General features: G+C 69.5%; 15 protein-coding genes and 1 pseudogene. 10 read left to right on the top strand and 6 right to left on the bottom strand.

Annotation, left to right across the window (positions count from 1 at the left end; genetic code table 11):
* The first annotated feature begins 21 nt into the window (after positions 1-21).
* The 4 genes from B9D87_RS24025 (at position 22) to B9D87_RS24010 (ending at position 4,070) form a co-directional block, all read left to right on the top strand.
* On the top strand, positions 22-1,056 hold the full coding sequence (locus tag B9D87_RS24025) for a nucleoside hydrolase (protein WP_007773388.1): 1,035 nt from the start codon (positions 22-24) through the stop codon (positions 1,054-1,056).
* Positions 1,053-1,505, top strand: a complete 453-nt coding sequence (locus B9D87_RS24020; protein WP_007773389.1) for a hypothetical protein — start codon at positions 1,053-1,055, stop codon at positions 1,503-1,505. The genes B9D87_RS24025 and B9D87_RS24020 overlap by 4 nt, the downstream gene beginning before the upstream one ends.
* Before the next feature lie 55 nt (positions 1,506-1,560).
* A complete protein-coding gene (gene kasB, locus B9D87_RS24015; protein WP_007773391.1) occupies positions 1,561-2,820 on the top strand; it encodes a 3-oxoacyl-ACP synthase KasB in 1,260 nt (419 codons plus the stop codon).
* 71 nt (positions 2,821-2,891) lie between these two features.
* Positions 2,892-4,070, top strand: coding sequence for an alpha-hydroxy-acid oxidizing protein (locus B9D87_RS24010; RefSeq protein ID WP_007773392.1), 1,179 nt, complete (start codon positions 2,892-2,894; stop codon positions 4,068-4,070).
* Here the strand turns inward: B9D87_RS24010 and B9D87_RS24005 are convergent.
* The 4 genes and pseudogenes from B9D87_RS24005 to B9D87_RS23990 form a co-directional block, all read right to left on the bottom strand.
* Positions 4,061-5,592: pseudogene (locus tag B9D87_RS24005) on the bottom strand (DNA polymerase Y family protein). The gene B9D87_RS24010 and the pseudogene B9D87_RS24005 overlap by 10 nt on opposite strands.
* A 49-nt stretch (positions 5,593-5,641) precedes the next feature.
* Positions 5,642-6,382, bottom strand: coding sequence for a DnaE2-dependent mutagenesis accessory factor ImuA' (gene imuA' / locus B9D87_RS24000; protein ID WP_085382828.1), 741 nt, complete (start codon positions 6,380-6,382; stop codon positions 5,642-5,644).
* 192 nt (positions 6,383-6,574) lie between these two features.
* A complete protein-coding gene (guaA, locus tag B9D87_RS23995) occupies positions 6,575-8,167 on the bottom strand; it encodes a glutamine-hydrolyzing GMP synthase (RefSeq protein WP_007773395.1) in 1,593 nt (530 codons plus the stop codon).
* A 45-nt stretch (positions 8,168-8,212) separates the two neighbouring features.
* Positions 8,213-8,851, bottom strand: a complete 639-nt coding sequence (locus B9D87_RS23990; RefSeq protein ID WP_007773400.1) for a winged helix-turn-helix transcriptional regulator — start codon at positions 8,849-8,851, stop codon at positions 8,213-8,215.
* Between the two features lie 81 nt (positions 8,852-8,932).
* Between B9D87_RS23990 and B9D87_RS23985 the strand changes: the two genes are divergently transcribed.
* From B9D87_RS23985 to B9D87_RS23965, 5 genes are all read left to right on the top strand, one after another.
* A complete protein-coding gene (locus B9D87_RS23985) occupies positions 8,933-10,477 on the top strand; it encodes an MFS transporter (protein ID WP_007773402.1) in 1,545 nt (514 codons plus the stop codon).
* A complete protein-coding gene (locus B9D87_RS23980; RefSeq protein ID WP_007773403.1) occupies positions 10,474-11,304 on the top strand; it encodes a methyltransferase domain-containing protein in 831 nt (276 codons plus the stop codon). The genes B9D87_RS23985 and B9D87_RS23980 overlap by 4 nt, the downstream gene beginning before the upstream one ends.
* On the top strand, positions 11,301-12,113 hold the full coding sequence (locus B9D87_RS23975) for a class I SAM-dependent methyltransferase (RefSeq protein ID WP_007773405.1): 813 nt from the start codon (positions 11,301-11,303) through the stop codon (positions 12,111-12,113). Before B9D87_RS23980 ends, B9D87_RS23975 begins: the two co-directional genes overlap by 4 nt.
* Positions 12,114-12,189: 76 nt before the next feature.
* Positions 12,190-12,930 carry a beta-phosphoglucomutase family hydrolase gene (locus tag B9D87_RS23970; RefSeq protein WP_040631117.1) on the top strand — a complete coding sequence of 247 codons (741 nt, stop codon included), beginning with the start codon at positions 12,190-12,192 and terminating at the stop codon, positions 12,928-12,930.
* Entirely contained in the window at positions 12,927-15,308 is a 2,382-nt protein-coding gene (locus B9D87_RS23965; protein ID WP_007773409.1) for a glycoside hydrolase family 65 protein, read from the top strand. Before B9D87_RS23970 ends, B9D87_RS23965 begins: the two co-directional genes overlap by 4 nt.
* On the opposite strand, the gene B9D87_RS23960 is transcribed toward B9D87_RS23965, so the two are convergent.
* A complete protein-coding gene (locus tag B9D87_RS23960; protein WP_007773411.1) occupies positions 15,302-15,877 on the bottom strand; it encodes a TetR/AcrR family transcriptional regulator in 576 nt (191 codons plus the stop codon). The genes B9D87_RS23965 and B9D87_RS23960 overlap by 7 nt on opposite strands.
* 60 nt (positions 15,878-15,937) lie before the next feature.
* On the opposite strand from B9D87_RS23960, the gene B9D87_RS23955 reads away from it, so the two are divergent.
* Positions 15,938-16,840, top strand: coding sequence for a TauD/TfdA dioxygenase family protein (locus tag B9D87_RS23955; RefSeq protein WP_007773412.1), 903 nt, complete (start codon positions 15,938-15,940; stop codon positions 16,838-16,840).
* A gap of 52 nt (positions 16,841-16,892) precedes the next feature.
* Here the strand turns inward: B9D87_RS23955 and B9D87_RS23950 are convergent, their stop codons facing one another.
* Positions 16,893-17,882, bottom strand: a complete 990-nt coding sequence (locus tag B9D87_RS23950; RefSeq protein WP_007770691.1) for an IS481 family transposase — start codon at positions 17,880-17,882, stop codon at positions 16,893-16,895.
* Positions 17,883-17,987: the final 105 nt, after the last annotated feature.

Genomic DNA, 17,987 nt, shown 5'->3' with positions numbered 1-17,987 from the left:
GAATTGAGTATCTTGGAACCGATGAACTCCCCCGTCTTCGTCGACGTCGATACCGGCGTGGATGACGCGCTGGCGCTGATGTACCTGTTCGCCAGCCCGGACGCCGAAGTGATCGGCATCGCATCGACCGGGGGAAACGTTGGGGTGGACCAGGTTTGCGAGAACAACCTGGGTTTGCTGGCGCTGTGTGAGCGCACCGACGTACCGGTCTCCAAGGGTTCCGGGGAAACCCTGACCGGGCCGATGCGGCTGCCGTCAAAAGTCCACGGCCCCAGGGGATTGGGCTACGCCGACCTGCCGCCGGGCTCGGGCCGGCTCACCGATTACGACTCGGCCGACGCGTGGGTGCGCGCCGCGCGCGCCCGCCCCGGCGAGCTGATCGGCGTGGCGACCGGCCCGCTCACCAACCTGGCGCTGGCGCTGCGCGCCGAGCCAGAACTGCCGGCGCTGCTCAAACGGCTGGTCATCATGGGCGGCTCCTACGACCACCGGGGCAACACCACCGCGGTGGCGGAGTGGAACATCAGCGTGGATCCGGAGGCTGCGGCCGAGGTGCTGGCCGCGTGGTGCCCGGAAAACGTTGGGCGCCAACGTCTCCCGATTCTGTGCGGCCTGGATCTGACCCGCAAGGTGGCAATGACCCCCGATCATCTGGCGCGGCTGGCCGCGGCGGCGCAGTCGACGACCACACGGCTGAGCGAACACGACCCCGCCGGAACCCGGTCGACGGCGTCCAACCCGCTGATCCGGGTGATCGAGGACGCGATGCGGTTCTACCTGGAGGCCTACCACGAACTCGGCCATGGGTACCAGGCGCACCTGCACGATCCGCTGGCCGCCGCCGTCGCCCTGGATCCCGAACTGGTCACGACGCGTCCGGCGACGGTGGGCATCGAGCTGACCGGAACCCTGACCCGCGCCATGACGGTGACCGACTGGTCGGACCGTCGGGAACCCAACGCGCTCATCGGGATTGACGTCGATGCGGCGGCCTTCTTCGACCGGTTCATCGAACGAGTGGGGCCTTTTGCTCGCCAAATAGGGGGTGACGGATGAAGATTCGTGCGATCGAGCTGATCCGGGCGGGTTGGGGTGCGGTGCTGCTGATCGCCCCCAACGAGGTGCTCGACCACATCCACGGGGTGCAGGTCGATCGGAAGGCGCTGGTGGTCACCCGGATTCTGGGCGCGCGCCACCTGACCCAGGCGCTGCTGTCGGGGGTCAACCCGGGCCCGGAGGTGCTCGCGGCCGGGGTCTGGGTCGACACCGTGCACTCGGCGACCGCGCTCGGTCTGGCCGTGGTCGACCGGCGGCGCGCTCGCGGTGGGCTGACCGACGCCGTCGTCGCGGCGTCCTGGGCCGGGTTGGGCTGGCGCCACCTGCGCGCCGGAAAGGCCAGGACGGACGGTCTGCGCGGCCGCGACCGGCTGGCCCGCACCGTGGTGGGCGCCCTGCCCGGTGGCCGCGGGCTGATGGCGCGGGCGGCGGAGGTGCGTGCCGGATAACGCCCGGCGAGCGTACGGTATCCGCAAAAGGGTCAGATGAAAGGTTTCGCGAGTCATGACGGAGTTGGTTACCGGGAAAACGTTGCCGAACGTGGTCGTCACTGGCGTCGCCATGACGACCGCGGTGGCAACTGATGCCGAAACCACCTGGAAGCTGTTGTTGGACAAGCAAAGTGGTATCCGCAAGCTGGAAGATTCGTTCGTCGAGGAGTTTGACCTGCCGGTGCGCATCGGCGGGCACCTGCTGGAGGACTTCGACGGCGGGCTGACCCGCGCCGAACGCCACCGGATGGGCTACCTGCAGCGGATGTCGGCCGTGTTGAGCCGGCGGGTCTGGGAGAACGCCGGCTCCCCCGAGGTCGACCCCAACCGCCTGATGGTGTCCATCGGCACCGGGCTGGGGTCCGCCGAGCAGATCGTGTTCAGCTATGACGATCTGCGCGCCCGGGGCATCGCCGGCGTCTCGCCGCTGGCCGTGTCGAAGTACATGCCCGACGGCGCTGCCGTCGCGGTGGCCCTGGAGCGGCGCGCCAAGGCCGGGGTCATCACCCCGGTGTCGGCGTGCGCGTCGGGTTCCGAGGGGGTGGCCCAGGCCTGGCGCAACATCGTCTTCGGTGAGGCCGACGTGGCGATCTGCGGTGGCGTCGAGGTCAGAATCGAGGCGGTCGCGATCGCGGCGTTCGCCCAGATGCGCATCGTGATGTCGACCAAGAACGACGACCCGGCCGGCGCCTGCCGCCCGTTCGACCGCGACCGCACCGGCTTCGTGTTCGGCGAGGCCGGCGCCCTGCTGGTCATCGAAACCGAGGAACACGCCAAAGCCCGCGGCGCCAACATCCTGGCCCGCATCATGGGCGCCAGCATCACCTCCGACGGCTACCACATGGTCGCCCCCGACCCCAACGGCCTACGCGCCGGACACGCCATGAGCCGGGCCATCCAGCTCGCCGGGCTCAGCCCGTCCGACATCCACCACGTCAACGCCCACGCCACCGGCACCTCGGTCGGCGACGTCGCCGAGGCCAAGGCCATCAACAACGCCCTGGGCCCGCACGGCGGAAACGCCGCCGTCTACGCCCCCAAAGCCGCACTCGGCCACTCGGTGGGCGCCGTGGGCGCCGTGGAATCCATCCTGACCGTGCTCGCCCTGCGCGACCAGGTCATACCGCCCACCCTCAACCTGGAAAACCTCGACCCCGACATCGACCTCGACGTGGTGGCCGGCAAGCCACGCCCGGGCAACTACGAATACGCCATCAACAACTCATTCGGCTTCGGCGGACACAACGTGGCCATCGCCTTCGGGCGCTACTGACGGCGGCGTCGACCGGGTGCCGCATTCCCCGGCGCTCGTTTGGTGTTCCAGGCACGGGGAAGTCAGCGACTATGGCTTTCGCCGATTATCAAAACGAGCTGTACGACCAGTCGCTGCACGGCAATCAGCCGCAATACCCGATCAGGTTCGAGGAGCTGGAGGCCAAGGCGTCGGCGGCGATGACACCGAAGGTGCTCCAGTACGTCGCGGGCGGCGCCGGCGACGAACACACCCAGCGCGCCAACTGCGAGGCGTTCAAGCGCTGGGGCCTGTACCCGCGGATGGGCGTCGCCCCCGAGGAGCGCGACATGTCGGTCGAGCTGTTCGGCATCAGGTTCCCGTCGCCGATCTTCATGGCACCCATCGGCGTCATCGGGGTGTGTGACCCGGACGGCCACGGGGACATGCTCTGCGCCCGCGCCTCCGTCCGCACCGGCGTCCCGTTCTTCGTGGGCACGCTCACCTCGGACCCGATGGAAGATATCGCCGCCGAGCTCGGCGATAACCCGGCGTTCTTCCAGCTCTACACGCCGCCGAACCGCAAGATGGCCGCCAGCCTGGTGCACCGCGCCGAGGCGGCCGGCTTCAAGGGCATCGCCGTCACCCTGGACACGTGGGTCACCGGCTGGCGGCCCCGCGACCTGTTGGGCGGGAACTATCCGCAGGTGCCCAGCGGCTGCCTGGCCAACTACACCAGCGATCCGGTTTTTCGCGCCAACCTGAGCCGGGGCGAAGACGCCACCGAGGCGGCGGTGCGCAAGCTGCCGATCTTCGGTGGGCCGTTCCGGTGGGAGGACCTGGAATGGCTGCGGGCGGAGACCGACCTGCCGCTGATGGTGAAGGGCGTCTGCCACCCCGACGACGTTCGCCGCGCCAAAGAGATTGGCGTGGACGGCATTTACTGCTCCAACCACGGTGGCCGGCAGGCCAACGGCGGGCTGCCCTGCCTGGATTGTCTGCCCGCGGTCATCGAGGCCGCCGACGGGCTGCCGGTGCTGTTCGACTCGGGCGTGCGCGGTGGTGCCGACATCATCAAGGCGCTGGCGCTGGGCGCGACCGCCGTGGGGATCGGCCGCCCCTACGCCTACGGGCTGGCCCTCGGTGGCGTCGACGGCATCGTGCACGTGCTGCGCTCGCTGCTGGCCGAAGCGGACCTGATCATGGCCGTCGACGGCTATCCGTCGCTCAAGGACCTGACGCCCGACGCGTTGCGGCGCGTCGAATACGCTGTACCGCGGGACTATTCGTAACTCCCCTCCACATACCAGCGCCGCTGGCGATAGCACAGCAGCAGCGCGCGCTCGCTCTCCAGCAACACCTGGGCGCGGGCGGTGCGGCCCTTACTCAATTCCGGATCCCACCATCGCTCGTCGACCGGCCAGGGCCCGGACCACCAGCACAGCCGCTCGTCGCAACCCCCGCCGATCATGCGTGCGGGGTCGGCGGAGAACAGCCCCCTGATGGTCACCCGTATCGGGTTTCCTTGGGCGTCAAGCAGTTCCACCGGGTCGTCCAGCAGCACCGCCGGTGACGGTTCGGGCAGCCGGCCGGGCCACGGCGGATCGGGATCGGCCCGCGGCACCGGCTCGTCGCCGAGCGGGATCAGCGTGATGCGCTCGGCCGGCCCGCGCCCACCGGACAGCACCGGCACGCGAACCGCCTCCGGGCCGAGCAGGCCCTGCACCCGCACCAGCGCCCGGCGGGCCCGCAGCCTGTCCTCCTCGCCCAGTCCGCCCCAGAGCGGCAGCTGCAGCGCCTCGGCGGAGACCACCTCCACCGCGCCCAGCCGCAACAGCGTCACCGCGGCGGTGGGACGCGGATTGTGCACGGTGCGGCTGCTCAGCCATCCGTCCAGCTGCCAGCGCACCCGGTCGGCGGTGGCGTCCTCGGTCAGCGGCTCGGCGCACCGCCACACCCGGTGCAGTTCTTCGCCGTTGCCGGTGACGGCGTGGATGGCCAGCCGGGTGCATCCCACGCCGGCGGCCATCAGCGTCTGATGCAGCCTGCCGGCCAGTGAGCGCCCGGCGAACGCCGCGGCATCGACCCGGTCGATCGGCGGATCGCAATCCAGCACGGCCTCGAGTTCGGCCGGCGGCTCCCGGCCGGACGGCGGCCGCTCGGGTTCGCCGCGGGCCAACCGGTGCGCGGTCACCCCGTCGGCGCCGAACCGGGAAGCCACGTCGCTGCGCGACAGCGCGGCGAACTGCCCGATGGTGCGAATCCCCATCCGCCACAACAGGTCCGTCAGCTCTTCGCGGCCGGTGCCGGACAGGCTCGGCTCGGTGGCAAGTTGCCGGATGGACAGCACCGACAAGAACTTCGCGTCACCCCCCGGCTCGATGATGCGGCCCGCCCGCGCCGCGAAGACCGCGGTGGACAGCTGGTCGGCGACCCCGGCCTGACACTCGGCGCCGGCCACGGCGACCGCATCGATCAGCCGTTCTGCGGCGGTGGCCTCGGACCCGAAGTAACGGGCCGCCCCGCGCACCGGCAGCACCAGGAGACCGGGCCGCAGCACCTCGGCGCGGGGCACCAGGTCGTCCACCGCCGCGATCACCGCCTCGAAGAAGCGGGCGTCGCGGTCCGCGTCGGCGGTGGTGACGTGCAGTTGCGGGCACCGGGCCGCCGCCTCCCGGCGCCGCAGCCCCGCCGCACGCCCGCCGCCCGGGCCGCCGACGAGCAGGCGATCACCCGGTTGGCCAGCGTGACCGCGATCGGGGCGGTCGCGGACAGGCCCGCGGCCGTCGCCGCAGCGACCGCGGGCCAATCCATGCACCAGATCGCCAAAACCCGTGAGCGAGAAGGTGTTACCACCGAAATTTCACCCGGCCCGCGCCTGGGGCAGCACCCGTCGTCCCGCGCACGTCCCGCTGACCTGCAGCCGCACCCCGCCGATCCGGCCGAATCCGGGGCGGCTGTCCGCGGTGATGTCATAGCCACAGACCCGGGCGGCGAGGCGCGTCGGCGCCCCCTGCCAATCGCCGCCGGTGACCAGCAGGGTGCAGCCCTTGTTCCGGGCGCGGGCCACCACCGCCCGCGCCCGGCTGGGCGGCACCCGGCGCCCGCCCAGCCGGGCGCGGGCCACCACCGCCCGCGCCCGGCTGGGCGGCACCCGGCGCCCGCCCAGCCCCAGGACCACCAGGTCCATGCCGTCGACGAGCACGGCGGCCACCTCCACCGGATCGGTGCCGGGATCCGGTATCACCGCGAGCCGGCTCAGGTCCGCCCCCATCTCGGCGGCGGCCAGCAGCCCGATGTCCGGCTGGCCGACGATGGCCGCGTTGCCACCGGCCGCCGTGACGGCGGCCACCATGCTCAGCAGCAGCGACCGGGCACCCGAGAGCACCGCGACCGTTCCCCGCGGCACCGGGGCGGGCAGCAGGTCGGCCAGCCACGGCGGGAGGGCCAGCTGGGCCTCCGAGTCCGGCAGCAGGTCCCCGGCGGGCGCGGCGGCGGACGGCCCGACTTTCCTCCCGGAGATGCTCGCCATCTGGCGACGAAGCGATTCCAGCTGCTCAGCACGGGTTTCCTGGTGGGGACTGGAGGCAAAAGCCGCGGTCATGACAGCCTCCTATCACCAGCTTTCCGGGGCCTACCGGGTGGTGTATTCGAATGTATGTTCGATACATTTCGAAGTAAACACCCGCCCTCTGACAACCGTCAAGCGACGTGAGGGACAGTGTTATGCGATCGGTGCTGGTGTGGCTGATGGGCGCGATGTGGCCGAATTTCCCCGGCAACTAGGCGGGGCCGGCTACTCCCATTCGATGGTGCCGGGCGGTTTGCTGGTGATGTCCAGCACCACGCGGTTGACCTCGGCCACCTCGTTGGTGATGCGGGTCGAGATGCGCTCCAGCACCTCGTAGGGCACCCGGGTCCAGTCGGCGGTCATGGCGTCCTCGCTGGACACCGGGCGCAGCACGATCGGGTGTCCGTAGGTGCGACCGTCGCCCTGCACCCCGACCGAGCGGACGTCGCCCAGCAGCACCACCGGGCACTGCCAGATCAGGCTGTCCAAGCCGGCCGCGGTGAGTTCCTCGCGGGCGATCGAGTCCGCACGACGCAGGGTCTCCAGCCGCGGCGCGGTGACCTCGCCGACGATCCGGATCCCCAGGCCGGGGCCCGGAAAGGGTTGGCGCGCAACGATTTCCTCCGGCAGACCCAGCTCGCGGCCGACCGCGCGCACCTCGTCCTTGAACAGCAGCCGCAGCGGCTCGACGAGTGTGAACTTCAGGTCGTCGGGCAGGCCGCCGACGTTATGGTGGCTCTTGATGTTCGCGGTCCCGCTGCCGCCGCCGGACTCCACCACGTCCGGATACAGCGTGCCCTGCACCAGGAAATCGACGTGAGAATCCCCGTCTCCCACGATGTCTCGCACCGCGCCCTCGAAGGCCCGGATGAAGTGGCGGCCGATGATCTTGCGCTTGCCTTCCGGATTGGTCACGCCTGCGAGTGCGTCCAGGAAGGTGTCGGCCGCGTCGACGGTGACCAGATTGGCCCCGGTGGCGGCGACGAAGTCGCGCTGCACCTGCGCGCGCTCGCCGGCGCGCAGCAGGCCGTGGTCGACGAACACGCAAGTCAACCGGTCACCGATGGCGCGCTGGACCAGCGCGGCCGCCACCGCGGAATCCACCCCGCCCGACAGACCGCAGATCGCCCGGCCGTCACCGATCTGGGTGCGCACCTGCTCGATCAGCACCTCGGCGATGTTGGCGGCCGTCCAGTCCGCGCCCAGCCCGGCGAAGTCGTGCAGGAATCGGCTGAGCACCTGCTGGCCGTGCGGCGTGTGCATCACCTCCGGGTGGTACTGCACACCGGCCAGCCGGCGCTGCCGGTTCTCGAAGCCGGCCACCGCCGCGCCCGGGCTGCTGGCCACCACCTCGAACCCGTCCGGTGCGGCCGTGACCGCGTCGCCGTGGCTCATCCATACCGGCTGCGAACTCGGCAGTCCCGAATGCAGTTCGCCGCCAATCACTTTCAGTTCGGTGCGGCCGTATTCACTGGTGCCGGTGTGCGCGACGGTCCCGCCGAGCGCCTGCGCCATGGCCTGAAACCCGTAGCAGATGCCGAACACCGGAACCCCGAGATCGAACAGGGCCGGATCGATCTGGGGCGCGCCGTCGGCGTACACGCTGGACGGGCCGCCGGAGAGCACCAGCGCCAGCGGGTCGCGGGCCTTGATCTCCTCGACCGTGGTGGTGTGCGGGATCACCTCGGAGAACACTCGCGCCTCGCGGACGCGACGGGCGATCAGCTGCGCATACTGCGCGCCGAAGTCCACGACGAGCACCGGCCGGGCCGGCGATCCGGACGCATCGGTTTCAAGGGTTTCGGTGGGGTCCGCCACGCACGCGAGTCTAGTGGCTGCCCGCGCCGCCTCCGCCCCGCAGGGTTACAGCGCAAACGCGGTGCGCACCGCGGTCACGGCGGCCGCGTCGCCGTGAAACTCGATTCGCCGCAGGGCGGCGTCGCGCTCGCCCTCGTCGGCCCCGAGCCGGGCGGTGACGAGATCCGCCGCCGAGGCCGTGATCGTCACCGTGGGTTCGCCGCGCCCCGCGCCCAGGCGGCCCTGCGTGACGGCGAATTCGAAACGGCGACCGTCGATCTCGACACGGCATGTCGCCTCCAGGCCCGCCGCGCAACCGGGGTTGAAGCCGAGCAGAATCCCGGCCAGGAACCCGTTGAGCGGCGACACCGGCGCGTCGCCGATCGGGTCCAGCCGGTCCAGGCCGAACCACGCGAAGCTCTGCAGGATGGGCAGCACCCGCTGCCAACCCAGGTCGCTGAGCGTGTAGACGGTGCGACCGATCGGCGCCGGCAGGTCGGCCCGCTCGACGAGTCCCTCATCCTGCAGCTCTTTGAGCCGCTGCGCGAGCAGATTGGTTGCGATGCCTGGTAACTCGGCACGCAGGTCGCCATAGCGACGGGCCCCGCCGACCAGCTCGCGCAGGATCAGCAACGTCCACCGTTCGCCCAGCACGTCGAGGCTGCGCGCGATCGGGCAGTTCTGGTTGTAGTTCCGGACCGGCACCCGGCCAGCTTAACCCGCGGCGGATATCTTTTTCAACTTATTACTTGATTTATTTGTCTAGTAGCTTTACTGTCTTGTCACATGAAGACCGCACCCGTGTTCTCCCGGAGTCATCCGATCGCCGCGCTCGCCGTCATCTGCCTGGGCGTCTTCGTCATCAGCGTCGACGCCACCATCGTCAACGTTGCGCTGCCCACGCTGTCGCGTGAACTCGGCGCCGACACCGCGCAGCTGCAATGGATCGTCGATGCCTACACGCTGGTGATGTCCGGCCTGCTGCTCTCGGCGGGCAGCCTGTCCGACCGCTATGGCAGGCGAGGCTGGCTGAATGCCGGACTCGCGCTGTTCGCGTTGACGTCTGCGATTGCGGCACAGGCGAATTCCGCCGATCAGCTGATCGCGGCGCGCGCGGCCATGGGGGTCGGCGCGGCGGTGATCTTCCCGACCACCCTGGGCCTGATCACCAACATCTTCACCGACCCGGTGCCGCGGGCCAAGGCGATCGGGCTGTGGGCGGCCATGGTCGGCGTCGGGGTGGCGGTGGGACCGATCAGCGGCGGATGGCTCCTCGAACACTTCTGGTGGGGCTCGATTTTCATGGTGAACATTCCGGTCGCGGCGCTGGCCATCATCGGGGCCACGTTGTTCGTTCCGAGCTCGCGCGACCCCGCCGCCCCCCGCGTCGATGTGCCCGGGCTACTCCTGTCCGCGACCGGGATCACGACGCTGGTCTACACGGTCATCGAGGCGCCCACCTGGGGATGGACCGAAGGCCGGACCATAGCCGGATTCTTCTGCGCCGCAATCGTTCTAGCCGCATTTGCACGCTGCGAACGGCTCAGCACCCATCCGATGCTCGACGTCTCGGTCTTTACCAACCGCCGGTTCTCCGGCGGCAGCCTGGCGGTGACGGCGGGGTTTTTGACGCTGTTCGGCTTCATCTTCGTCATCACGCAGTACTTCCAATTCATCAAGGACTACACGGCGTTTCAGGCCGGTGTGCGACTGCTGCCGGTCGCCGCGTCGATCGCGCTGGCCAGCGTTGCGGGCCCCCGTCTGGTCGAACGGATCGGCACCACCGCCGTCGTCGCCACCGGCCTGGCGGTGTTCGCCGCCGGCCTGGCGTGGGCGTCCACCGTCGACGCGGCGACGCCCTACATCCAGATCGCCACCCAGATGCTGCTGCTCGGCGGCGGCCTCGGCCTCACCTTTTCGCCGGCCACGGAGGCGATCATGGGATCGCTGTCCGTCGACAAGGCCGGGGTGGGCTCGGCCGTCAACGACACCACGCGCGAACTGGGGGGCACCCTCGGCGTGGCCATCGCCGGCAGCATCTTCGCCTCGGTCTACTCGGGCCATCTCGGTGCAGCGGCGTTGACGGGATTGCCCGCCGACGCGATGCGCCGTTCGATGGCCGTGGCGCACACAGTCATTGGGCAGCTGCCCGCGCAGCAAGCCGGGCATGTGCGCGCCGCGGTCGACCGTGCGTTCCTGGACGGGCTGCGGGTCAGCTCGCTGGTGTGCGCCGGCATCGCGCTGGGCGCGGCGATCGTCGTCGGCTGGCTCCTCCCGGCCAGGGAACCGGCGCTTCAACAAGAGCTTCAACAAGAAAGGACACTGCGATGAGCACCACACCACAGGGCAGCACCTACGTCCTGGGCCACGCCGACGCGGAGGTGCAGCGGCTCCTCCTGCAGGGACGTCTCTACGACGACTACACCGAGCACGCGTTGCGGCTCGCCGGGCTGCGGCCGGGCATGCGGGTGCTCGACATCGGATCCGGGCCCGGTGACGTCTCGTTCGTCGCCGCCGGGTTGGTCGGCCCCACCGGGACCGTTCTCGGCGTCGACGCCGAACCCGCGATGGTCGAGCTCGCGCGCGCCCGCGCCGGCGAAAAGGGCTTGTCCACAGTGCGTTTCATGCGGTCCGCGATCGACGCGATCACGCTGGACGAACCGGTGGACGCCGTCATCGGCCGGCTGATCCTCATGCACTTGCACGACGCGGCCGCCACGCTGCGGCACCTCGTCTCCTTCGTGCGTCCGGGCGGGGTGGTGGCGTTCTCCGAGAACGACATCACCGGTGCGCACGGCGTTCCGGACACGCCGCTGTTCCGGCGGGTGACCGGGGGGATCGTTCGCGCCTTCGAGGCCATGGGGCTCAGCCCGCGGTTCGGCACCACGCTGCACACCGTCTTCGCCGACGCCGGCCTGGGCGCGCCGCGGCTGACCCTCGGCACGCCGATCGGCACGGCCGCCGACACCGACATCCTGGCCTACCTCGCCGAGGTCTGGCGGCTGGTCTCCCCCGTCGCCGAACAGGGGGGCTTCGCCATCGACGAGCTCGCCGACATCGACGAGTTCGTGCCCCGATTCCGTCAGGAGGCGCGGGCGGTCAACGCGCTGATCGCGATGCCCCCTCTCATCACCGCATGGGCGCAGGTGCACAAATGAGCGAGACCGTCGAAAACCAGTACGCCACCGGGCTTTCGCGACGAAACATCGAACGGGCGCTGATCGCCGCCGGGAAAGACCTCGACCACCTTGCGCCCGCCGACCTGGCCCTGCTGGAGGACTTCCACACCATGGGCCGCATCGCCACCGCGCAGCTGGTGGAGCTGGCCGGAATCACCGACGCGAGCGCGGTGCTCGACGCCGGAAGCGGGGTCGGCGGCACGGCCCGCTACGTCTCCGACCGCTACGGCTGCCGGGTCACCGCCGTGGACCTCACCGACGAGTACTGCGCGACGAACGACTGGCTCAACCGGCTCGTCGACCTCGACGGCCTCATCGCGGTTCGCCAGGCGGACGTCACCGAACTCCCCTTCGCCGACCGCGCTTTCGACGTCGCGATCAGCCAGCACGTCCAGATGAACGTGGCCGATAAGGCGCGGTTGTACTCCGAAACTCGCCGGGTGCTGAAAGACGGCGGTCGGCTTGCCCTGTGGGACATCACGATTGGGAATCACGACCAACTCGACTATCCCCTGCCATGGGCAGATCACCCCGACCGCAGCCATCTGGTCACCCCCGACGAACTCCGCGGTGCCGTCGAGTCCGCCGGGTTCACGGTGCGGCACTGGAACGACCTCACCGAGACCGCGAGCTCGCTCATGCAGGTGTTGCTCGCCCAGCCGCCCCAACCACTGGGCCTGCACGCGTTCGTCACCGACTTTGCGCGCAAGGCCGAAAACCTCACCCGGGCGCTGGCCGACGGGCGACTGCGCGCGATCCAGGCGATCGCGGTGGCAATCGGGGCGTAAATCTGGCGACACGCATGCCGGGCATGGTGGAGTGGGTATCGGTTAAGCAGCCCCCGACACCAGAGAGCGAGTGCCCGTGCTGGGTCTACCAGAGAAAGTGCGTGCCTGCCTGTTCGACCTCGACGGCGTGCTCACCGACACCGCCAGTGTGCACACCAAGGCCTGGAAGGCCATGTTCGACACCTTTCTGTCGGACCGCGCCAAACGCACGGGCGACAAATTCGTTCCCTTCGACGAGGCCGCCGACTACCGCAAATACGTCGACGGCAAGAAGCGCGAGGACGGCGTCCGCTCGTTCTTGGAGAGCCGCGACATCCACCTGCCCGACGGCAGCCCCGACGACGCGGACGACGCCGAAACGATCTACGGCCTGGGCAACCGCAAGAACGACATGTTCCAGAAGGTCTTGAAGGAGGACGGCGTCAAGGTGTTCGACGGATCGCGGCGCTACCTCGAGGCGGTCTCGGCCGCGGGGCTGGGCGTCGCCGTGGTGTCGTCGAGCGCCAACACCCGCGACGTCCTCGAGATCACCGGCCTGGACCGGTTCGTGCACAAACGAGTGGACGGCATCACCCTGCGTGACGAACACATCGCCGGCAAGCCCGCCCCCGACTCCTACCTGCGCGGGGCCCAGCTGCTCGACGTCCCCCCCGACGGCGCGGCGGTGTTCGAGGACGCCCTGTCGGGCGTGGCCGCGGGCCGAGCCGGTAACTTCGGGTTCGTGGTAGGCGTCGACCGAGTGGGCCAAGCCGAGGACTTACGCCGCAACGGCGCCGACGTGGTGGTCACCGACCTCGCCGAGCTGCTGCAGTCATGATCACCGACGAATCGTTTCCCGTCGATCCCTGGCACGTGCGCGAGACCCAGCTCGACCTCAACCTGCTGGCCCAGTCCGAATCCCTGTTCACCCTGTCCAACGGGCACATCGGGCTGCGCGGCAACCTCGATGAGGGCGAGCCGTACGGCCTGCCGGGCACCTACCTGAACTCCTTCTACGAGATCCGTCCGCTGCCCTATGCAGAGGCCGGTTACGGCTACCCCGAAGCCGGCCAGACGCTCGTCGACGTCACCAACGGCAAGATCATCCGGCTGCTGGTCGAGGACGAGCCGTTCGACGTCCGCTACGGCGAATTGATCTCCCACGAGCGGGATCTGGATTTGCGCGCCGGGACGCTGACCCGCACGGCGCACTGGCGCTCACCCGCGGGCAAGGAGGTCAAGGTGACCTCCACCCGGCTGGTGTCGCTGGCGCAGCGCGGCGTCGCCGCCATCGAATACTGCGTCGAGGCGGTCGGCGAGTTCGCCCGGGTGACGGTGCAGTCCGAGCTGGTCACCAACGAGGACCAGCCCGAGACCTCCGGCGACCCGCGGGTGTCGGCCATCCTGGAGAATCCGCTCGAAGAGGTGGATCACGAAAAGACCGATACCGGAGCGGTTCTCATGCATCGCACGCGCAGCAGCGCGCTGATGATGGCCGCCGGCATGGACCACGAGGTCGACGTCGAGGGGCGCGTCGAGGTCGGCACCGATGCCCGCGCCGACCTGGCGCGCACCACCGTGATCTGCGGGCTGCGCGCGGGGCAGCGGCTGCGCATCGTCAAGTACCTGGCGTATGGCTGGTCGAGCATGCGGTCGCGCCCGGCGCTGCGCGATCAGGTGGCCGCCGCGCTGCACAGCGCCCGCTACAGCGGCTGGCAGGGGCTGCTGGATTCGCAACGCAAGTACCTGGACAATTTCTGGGATTGCGCCGACGTCGAGGTCGAGGGCGACCCCGAATCCCAGCAGGCGGTGCGATTCGGGCTCTTCCACCTGCTGCAGGCCAGCGCCCGCGCCGAGCGCCGCGCGATCGCCGCCAAGGGGCTCACCGGAACCGGCTACGACGGCCACGCCTTCTGGGACACCGAGGGTTACGTGCTGCCGGTGCTCACCTACACCGCTCCACACACCGTGGCCGACGCGCTGCGCTGGCGGGCGTCCACCCTGGACCTGGCCAAGGAGCGGGCGGCCGAGCTGGGCCTGGAGGGCGCCGCCTTCCCGTGGCGGACCATCCGCGGGCAGGAGTGTTCGGCGTACTGGCCGGCCGGGACCGCGGCGTGGCACATCAACGCCGACATCGCGATGGCCTTCGAGCGCTACCGCATCGTCACCGGCGACGACGACCTGGAAGCCGACTGCGGCCTGCAGGTGCTGGTCGAGACCGCCCGGCTCTGGATGTCCCTCGGCCATCACGACCGGCACGGCGTCTGGCATCTCGACGGTGTCACCGGGCCCGACGAGTACACGGCGGTGGTGCGCGACAACGCCTTCACCAACCTGATGGCCGCGCACAACCTGCACGTCGCCGCCGACGCGTGCAACCGCCACCCCGAGGTGGCCAAGGCGCTGGGGGTCACCACCGAGGAGGCGGCGGCCTGGCGCGATGCGGCCGACGCGGCCAACATTCCGTACGACTCGGGCCTCGAGGTCCATCAGCAGTGCGAGGGGTTCACCACCTACGCCGAATGGGACTTCGAACGCAACACCACCTACCCGCTGCTGTTGCACGAGGCCTATGTGCGCCTGTACCCCGCGCAGGTGATCAAGCAGGCCGACCTGGTGCTGGCGATGCACTGGCAGAGTCACGCGTTCACGCCCGAGCAGAAGGCCCGCAACGTCGACTATTACGAGCCGCGCATGGTGCGCGACTCCTCGCTGTCGGCCTGCACGCAGGCGGTGATGTGCGCCGAGGTCGGGCATTTGGAGCTGGCCCACGACTACGCCTATGAGGCCGCGCTGATCGACCTGCGCGACCTGCACCACAACACCCGCGACGGCCTGCACATGGCCTCGCTCGCCGGCGCCTGGACGGCGCTGGTGTCCGGGTTCGGCGGCCTGCGCGACGACGAGGGCATCCTGTCGCTGGATCCCCAACTGCCCGATGGCATTTCGCGGCTACGGTTCCGGCTGCGGTGGCGCGACTTCCGGGTCACCGTCGACGTCAACCACGCCGACGTCACCTACACGCTGCGCGACGGGCCCGGCGGCGAGCTGACGATTCGGCACTCCGGCGAGGAGCTGGAGCTCAGCACCGAATCCACCACCACGGTCGCGGTGCGGCCCCGCAAGCCGCTGCTGCCGCCGCCGCAGCAGCCGGCGGGCCGCGAGCCCATGCACCGACGGGCGCTGTCCCGGGCCACCGTGGCCGGGGATCACTGAGGTTCGCCGGGCCCGAGAATCCGCTGCACCTCGGCGCCGGCCGCCTCCCGTATCTCGTCGTCCGTCAGGTCTTCGATCCCGGTGGCAGAGCGCAGGATTGGCGCGAACAGCCGCCAACCGAATTGCAGGGCAAGGGCATTGGCGACCGCGAGCCGTGCCTTGACCTCGTCGTCGTACAGCGGCCGCACCCCGTCCAGCAGCGTCGCGATGTTGGGAAAGCGCTTCTGTAGCTGACCGGCCGGATAGCCGTCGAGGACGGTGCGGGCCATCACCCGCATCTGCCGGTCCAGGGAACTCTGCAGCACGGCCGCGGGCGCGTCGGTGCCCAGCAGGGCGCTCAGGTTGGCACCCAGGTGGTCGAGCACGGCGCCGACCAGCTGCTCCTTGGTGCCGAAGTGGCGGAACACCAGTCCGTGGTTGACGTTGGAGCGCGCGGCGATGTCACGGATGGACGTCGCGGCCGGACCGCGCTCGGCGAACAGGTCGGTGGCGGCCTCGAGGATCGCCGCGGCCACTTCCGCGCGCCCGGTGGGCATTTTCCCGCGGCCCGTTGCGGAAGTTGTAGTCATCTGACTACACTACCAAATGTAGTCAGTTGACTACACCCGTTTTGAGCCAAGGAAACGACAATGACAGGTCAGATAACCGTCACCAGGCTGGGCAGCCGGATCGGCGCCCGCGTGGACGGGGTTCGCCTCGGCGGCGACCTCGACGAGGACGCGGTCGAGGAGATCCGCCGGGCGCTGTTGGCCCACAAGGTGATCTTCTTCCGTCACCAGCACCACCTCGACGACTCCCAGCAGCTCGCGTTCGCCGAGCTGCTGGGCACGCCCATCGGCCACCCGGCCGCCGGCGCCCTGGCCGCCAGGAACGTCCCGGTGATCACCCCGATCGACTCCGAATACGGCAAGGCGAACCGCTGGCACACCGACGTTACGTTCGCCGCCAACTATCCGGCGGCGTCGATCCTGCGCGCGGTCAAGCTCCCGACCTATGGCGGTTCGACGCTGTGGGCCTCGACCGTCGCGGCCTATGAGCACCTGCCCGAACCACTCAAATGCCTGGTGGAAAATCTCTGGGCCCTGCACACCAACCGCTACGACTACGTGGACCCCGAAGCGGCCTCGGCGATGAGCGACGCGCAGCGGTCGTTCCGAAAGGCGTTCGAAAAGCCGGACTTTCGCACCGAGCACCCGGTGGTGCGGGTGCACCCGGAGACCGGTGAGCGCACCCTGCTCGCGGGTGACTTCGTGCGCGGCTTCGTCGGCCTGGACAGTCACGAGTCCAGCGCCCTGCTGGAACTACTGCAGCGCCGAATCACATTGCCGGAGAACACTATTCGCTGGAGCTGGGCGCACGGAGACGTCGCGATGTGGGACAACCGCGCCACCCAGCACCGGGCGGTCGACGACTACGACGACGAGCCCCGCCTGATGCACCGCATCACCCTGATGGGCGATGTACCGGTCAACGTGCGCGGCGAGCGCAGCCGGGTGGTCAGCGGCGCACCGCTGCAGGCACTCGCCAGCTGATGGTGACGACCCGCAGCGCCCGGCTTCGCCGCGCTCGCGATCGTCACGCGAGCTAGCTGTACTGACCTGAGAGGTTAAGTACGCGGCTGGCGGGTGGTTGGCCGCCGAGTGCGGTGTGGCCGCGATGGTGATTGTAGGTGTGTAGCCACCGGGGAAATTCTTCGCAGCGTTCGGTATCGCTGCGGTAGAGCCGTGCGTAGGCCCATTCATCGGCCAGGGTGCGGTGGAATCGCTCGACTTTGCCGTTGGTCTGGGGCCGGTAGGGCCGGGTGCGTCGGTGTTCGATGCCTGCCAGGGCCTCTCGAAAGGTGTGGGAGCGGTAGCAGGAACCATTGTCAGTCAACACCTTGCGGACGGTGATGCCGCACTCGGTAAACCAGGCGTTGGCCCGCGCCCAAAACGCGGCGGCGGTGTGCTGGCGCTCATCGCTGAGCAGTTCGCTGTAGGCCAACCGTGAGTAGCCATCGATCGCGGTATGCAGAAAGTGGTGGCCGTGGAGCGGATCACCATGCTTGCTGCGCTGGCCTGAACTCTTGTCGGCTCTGGTGTTGTGGTTACCGGCGATGCGGCCCAACATCCGCCAGCCGCCGCCAGCCGGGATTTTGCCAAGCTTTTTGACGTCAACATGCACCATGTCACCGCAGCTGGCGGGCTCCATCCGACGGACAACGCGGCCCGTACAGCGGTCCAACCACCGTAATTTGGCCATCCCGTAGCGGGTCAGTACCCGATGCACCGTGGAGGGATGAATGCCCAGCAGATACCCGATCCGTGCGGGCCCCCAGCGCCGCAGGACGCGGACTTTGATGATGCGACGCTCGGTACGAGTCGGAGTCCGCTGTGGGCTGCGGTGCGGGCGCGAACTGCGGTCGACCATGCCCGCAGCCCCCAACGTGCGGTACCGGTCGGCCCACCGCCACGCCGTCGTTGCTGACACCTGGAACCGTTCCGCGGCACGCCGCAGCGGCCATCCATCCTCGACAACACAACGAGCCAGCCGCAGACGGCCGGTTTCTGACAATGGAGCATTACGGTGGGACACGAAGACCTCCGAAGTGAGCAGTGCGTTCCTCGACAGCTCGCACTTCACTCGGAGGTCTTCGTCATGTCACCACGCCACGCCGTCACCAACGTCCGTGGTCAGTAC

It is taken from the genome of Mycobacterium colombiense CECT 3035 (assembly GCF_002105755.1).
Classification (GTDB): Bacteria; Actinomycetota; Actinomycetes; order Mycobacteriales; family Mycobacteriaceae; genus Mycobacterium; species Mycobacterium colombiense.
The sequence above is the reverse complement of the archived record's forward strand: the minus strand, read 5'-3'. Positions and strand labels throughout refer to the sequence as shown.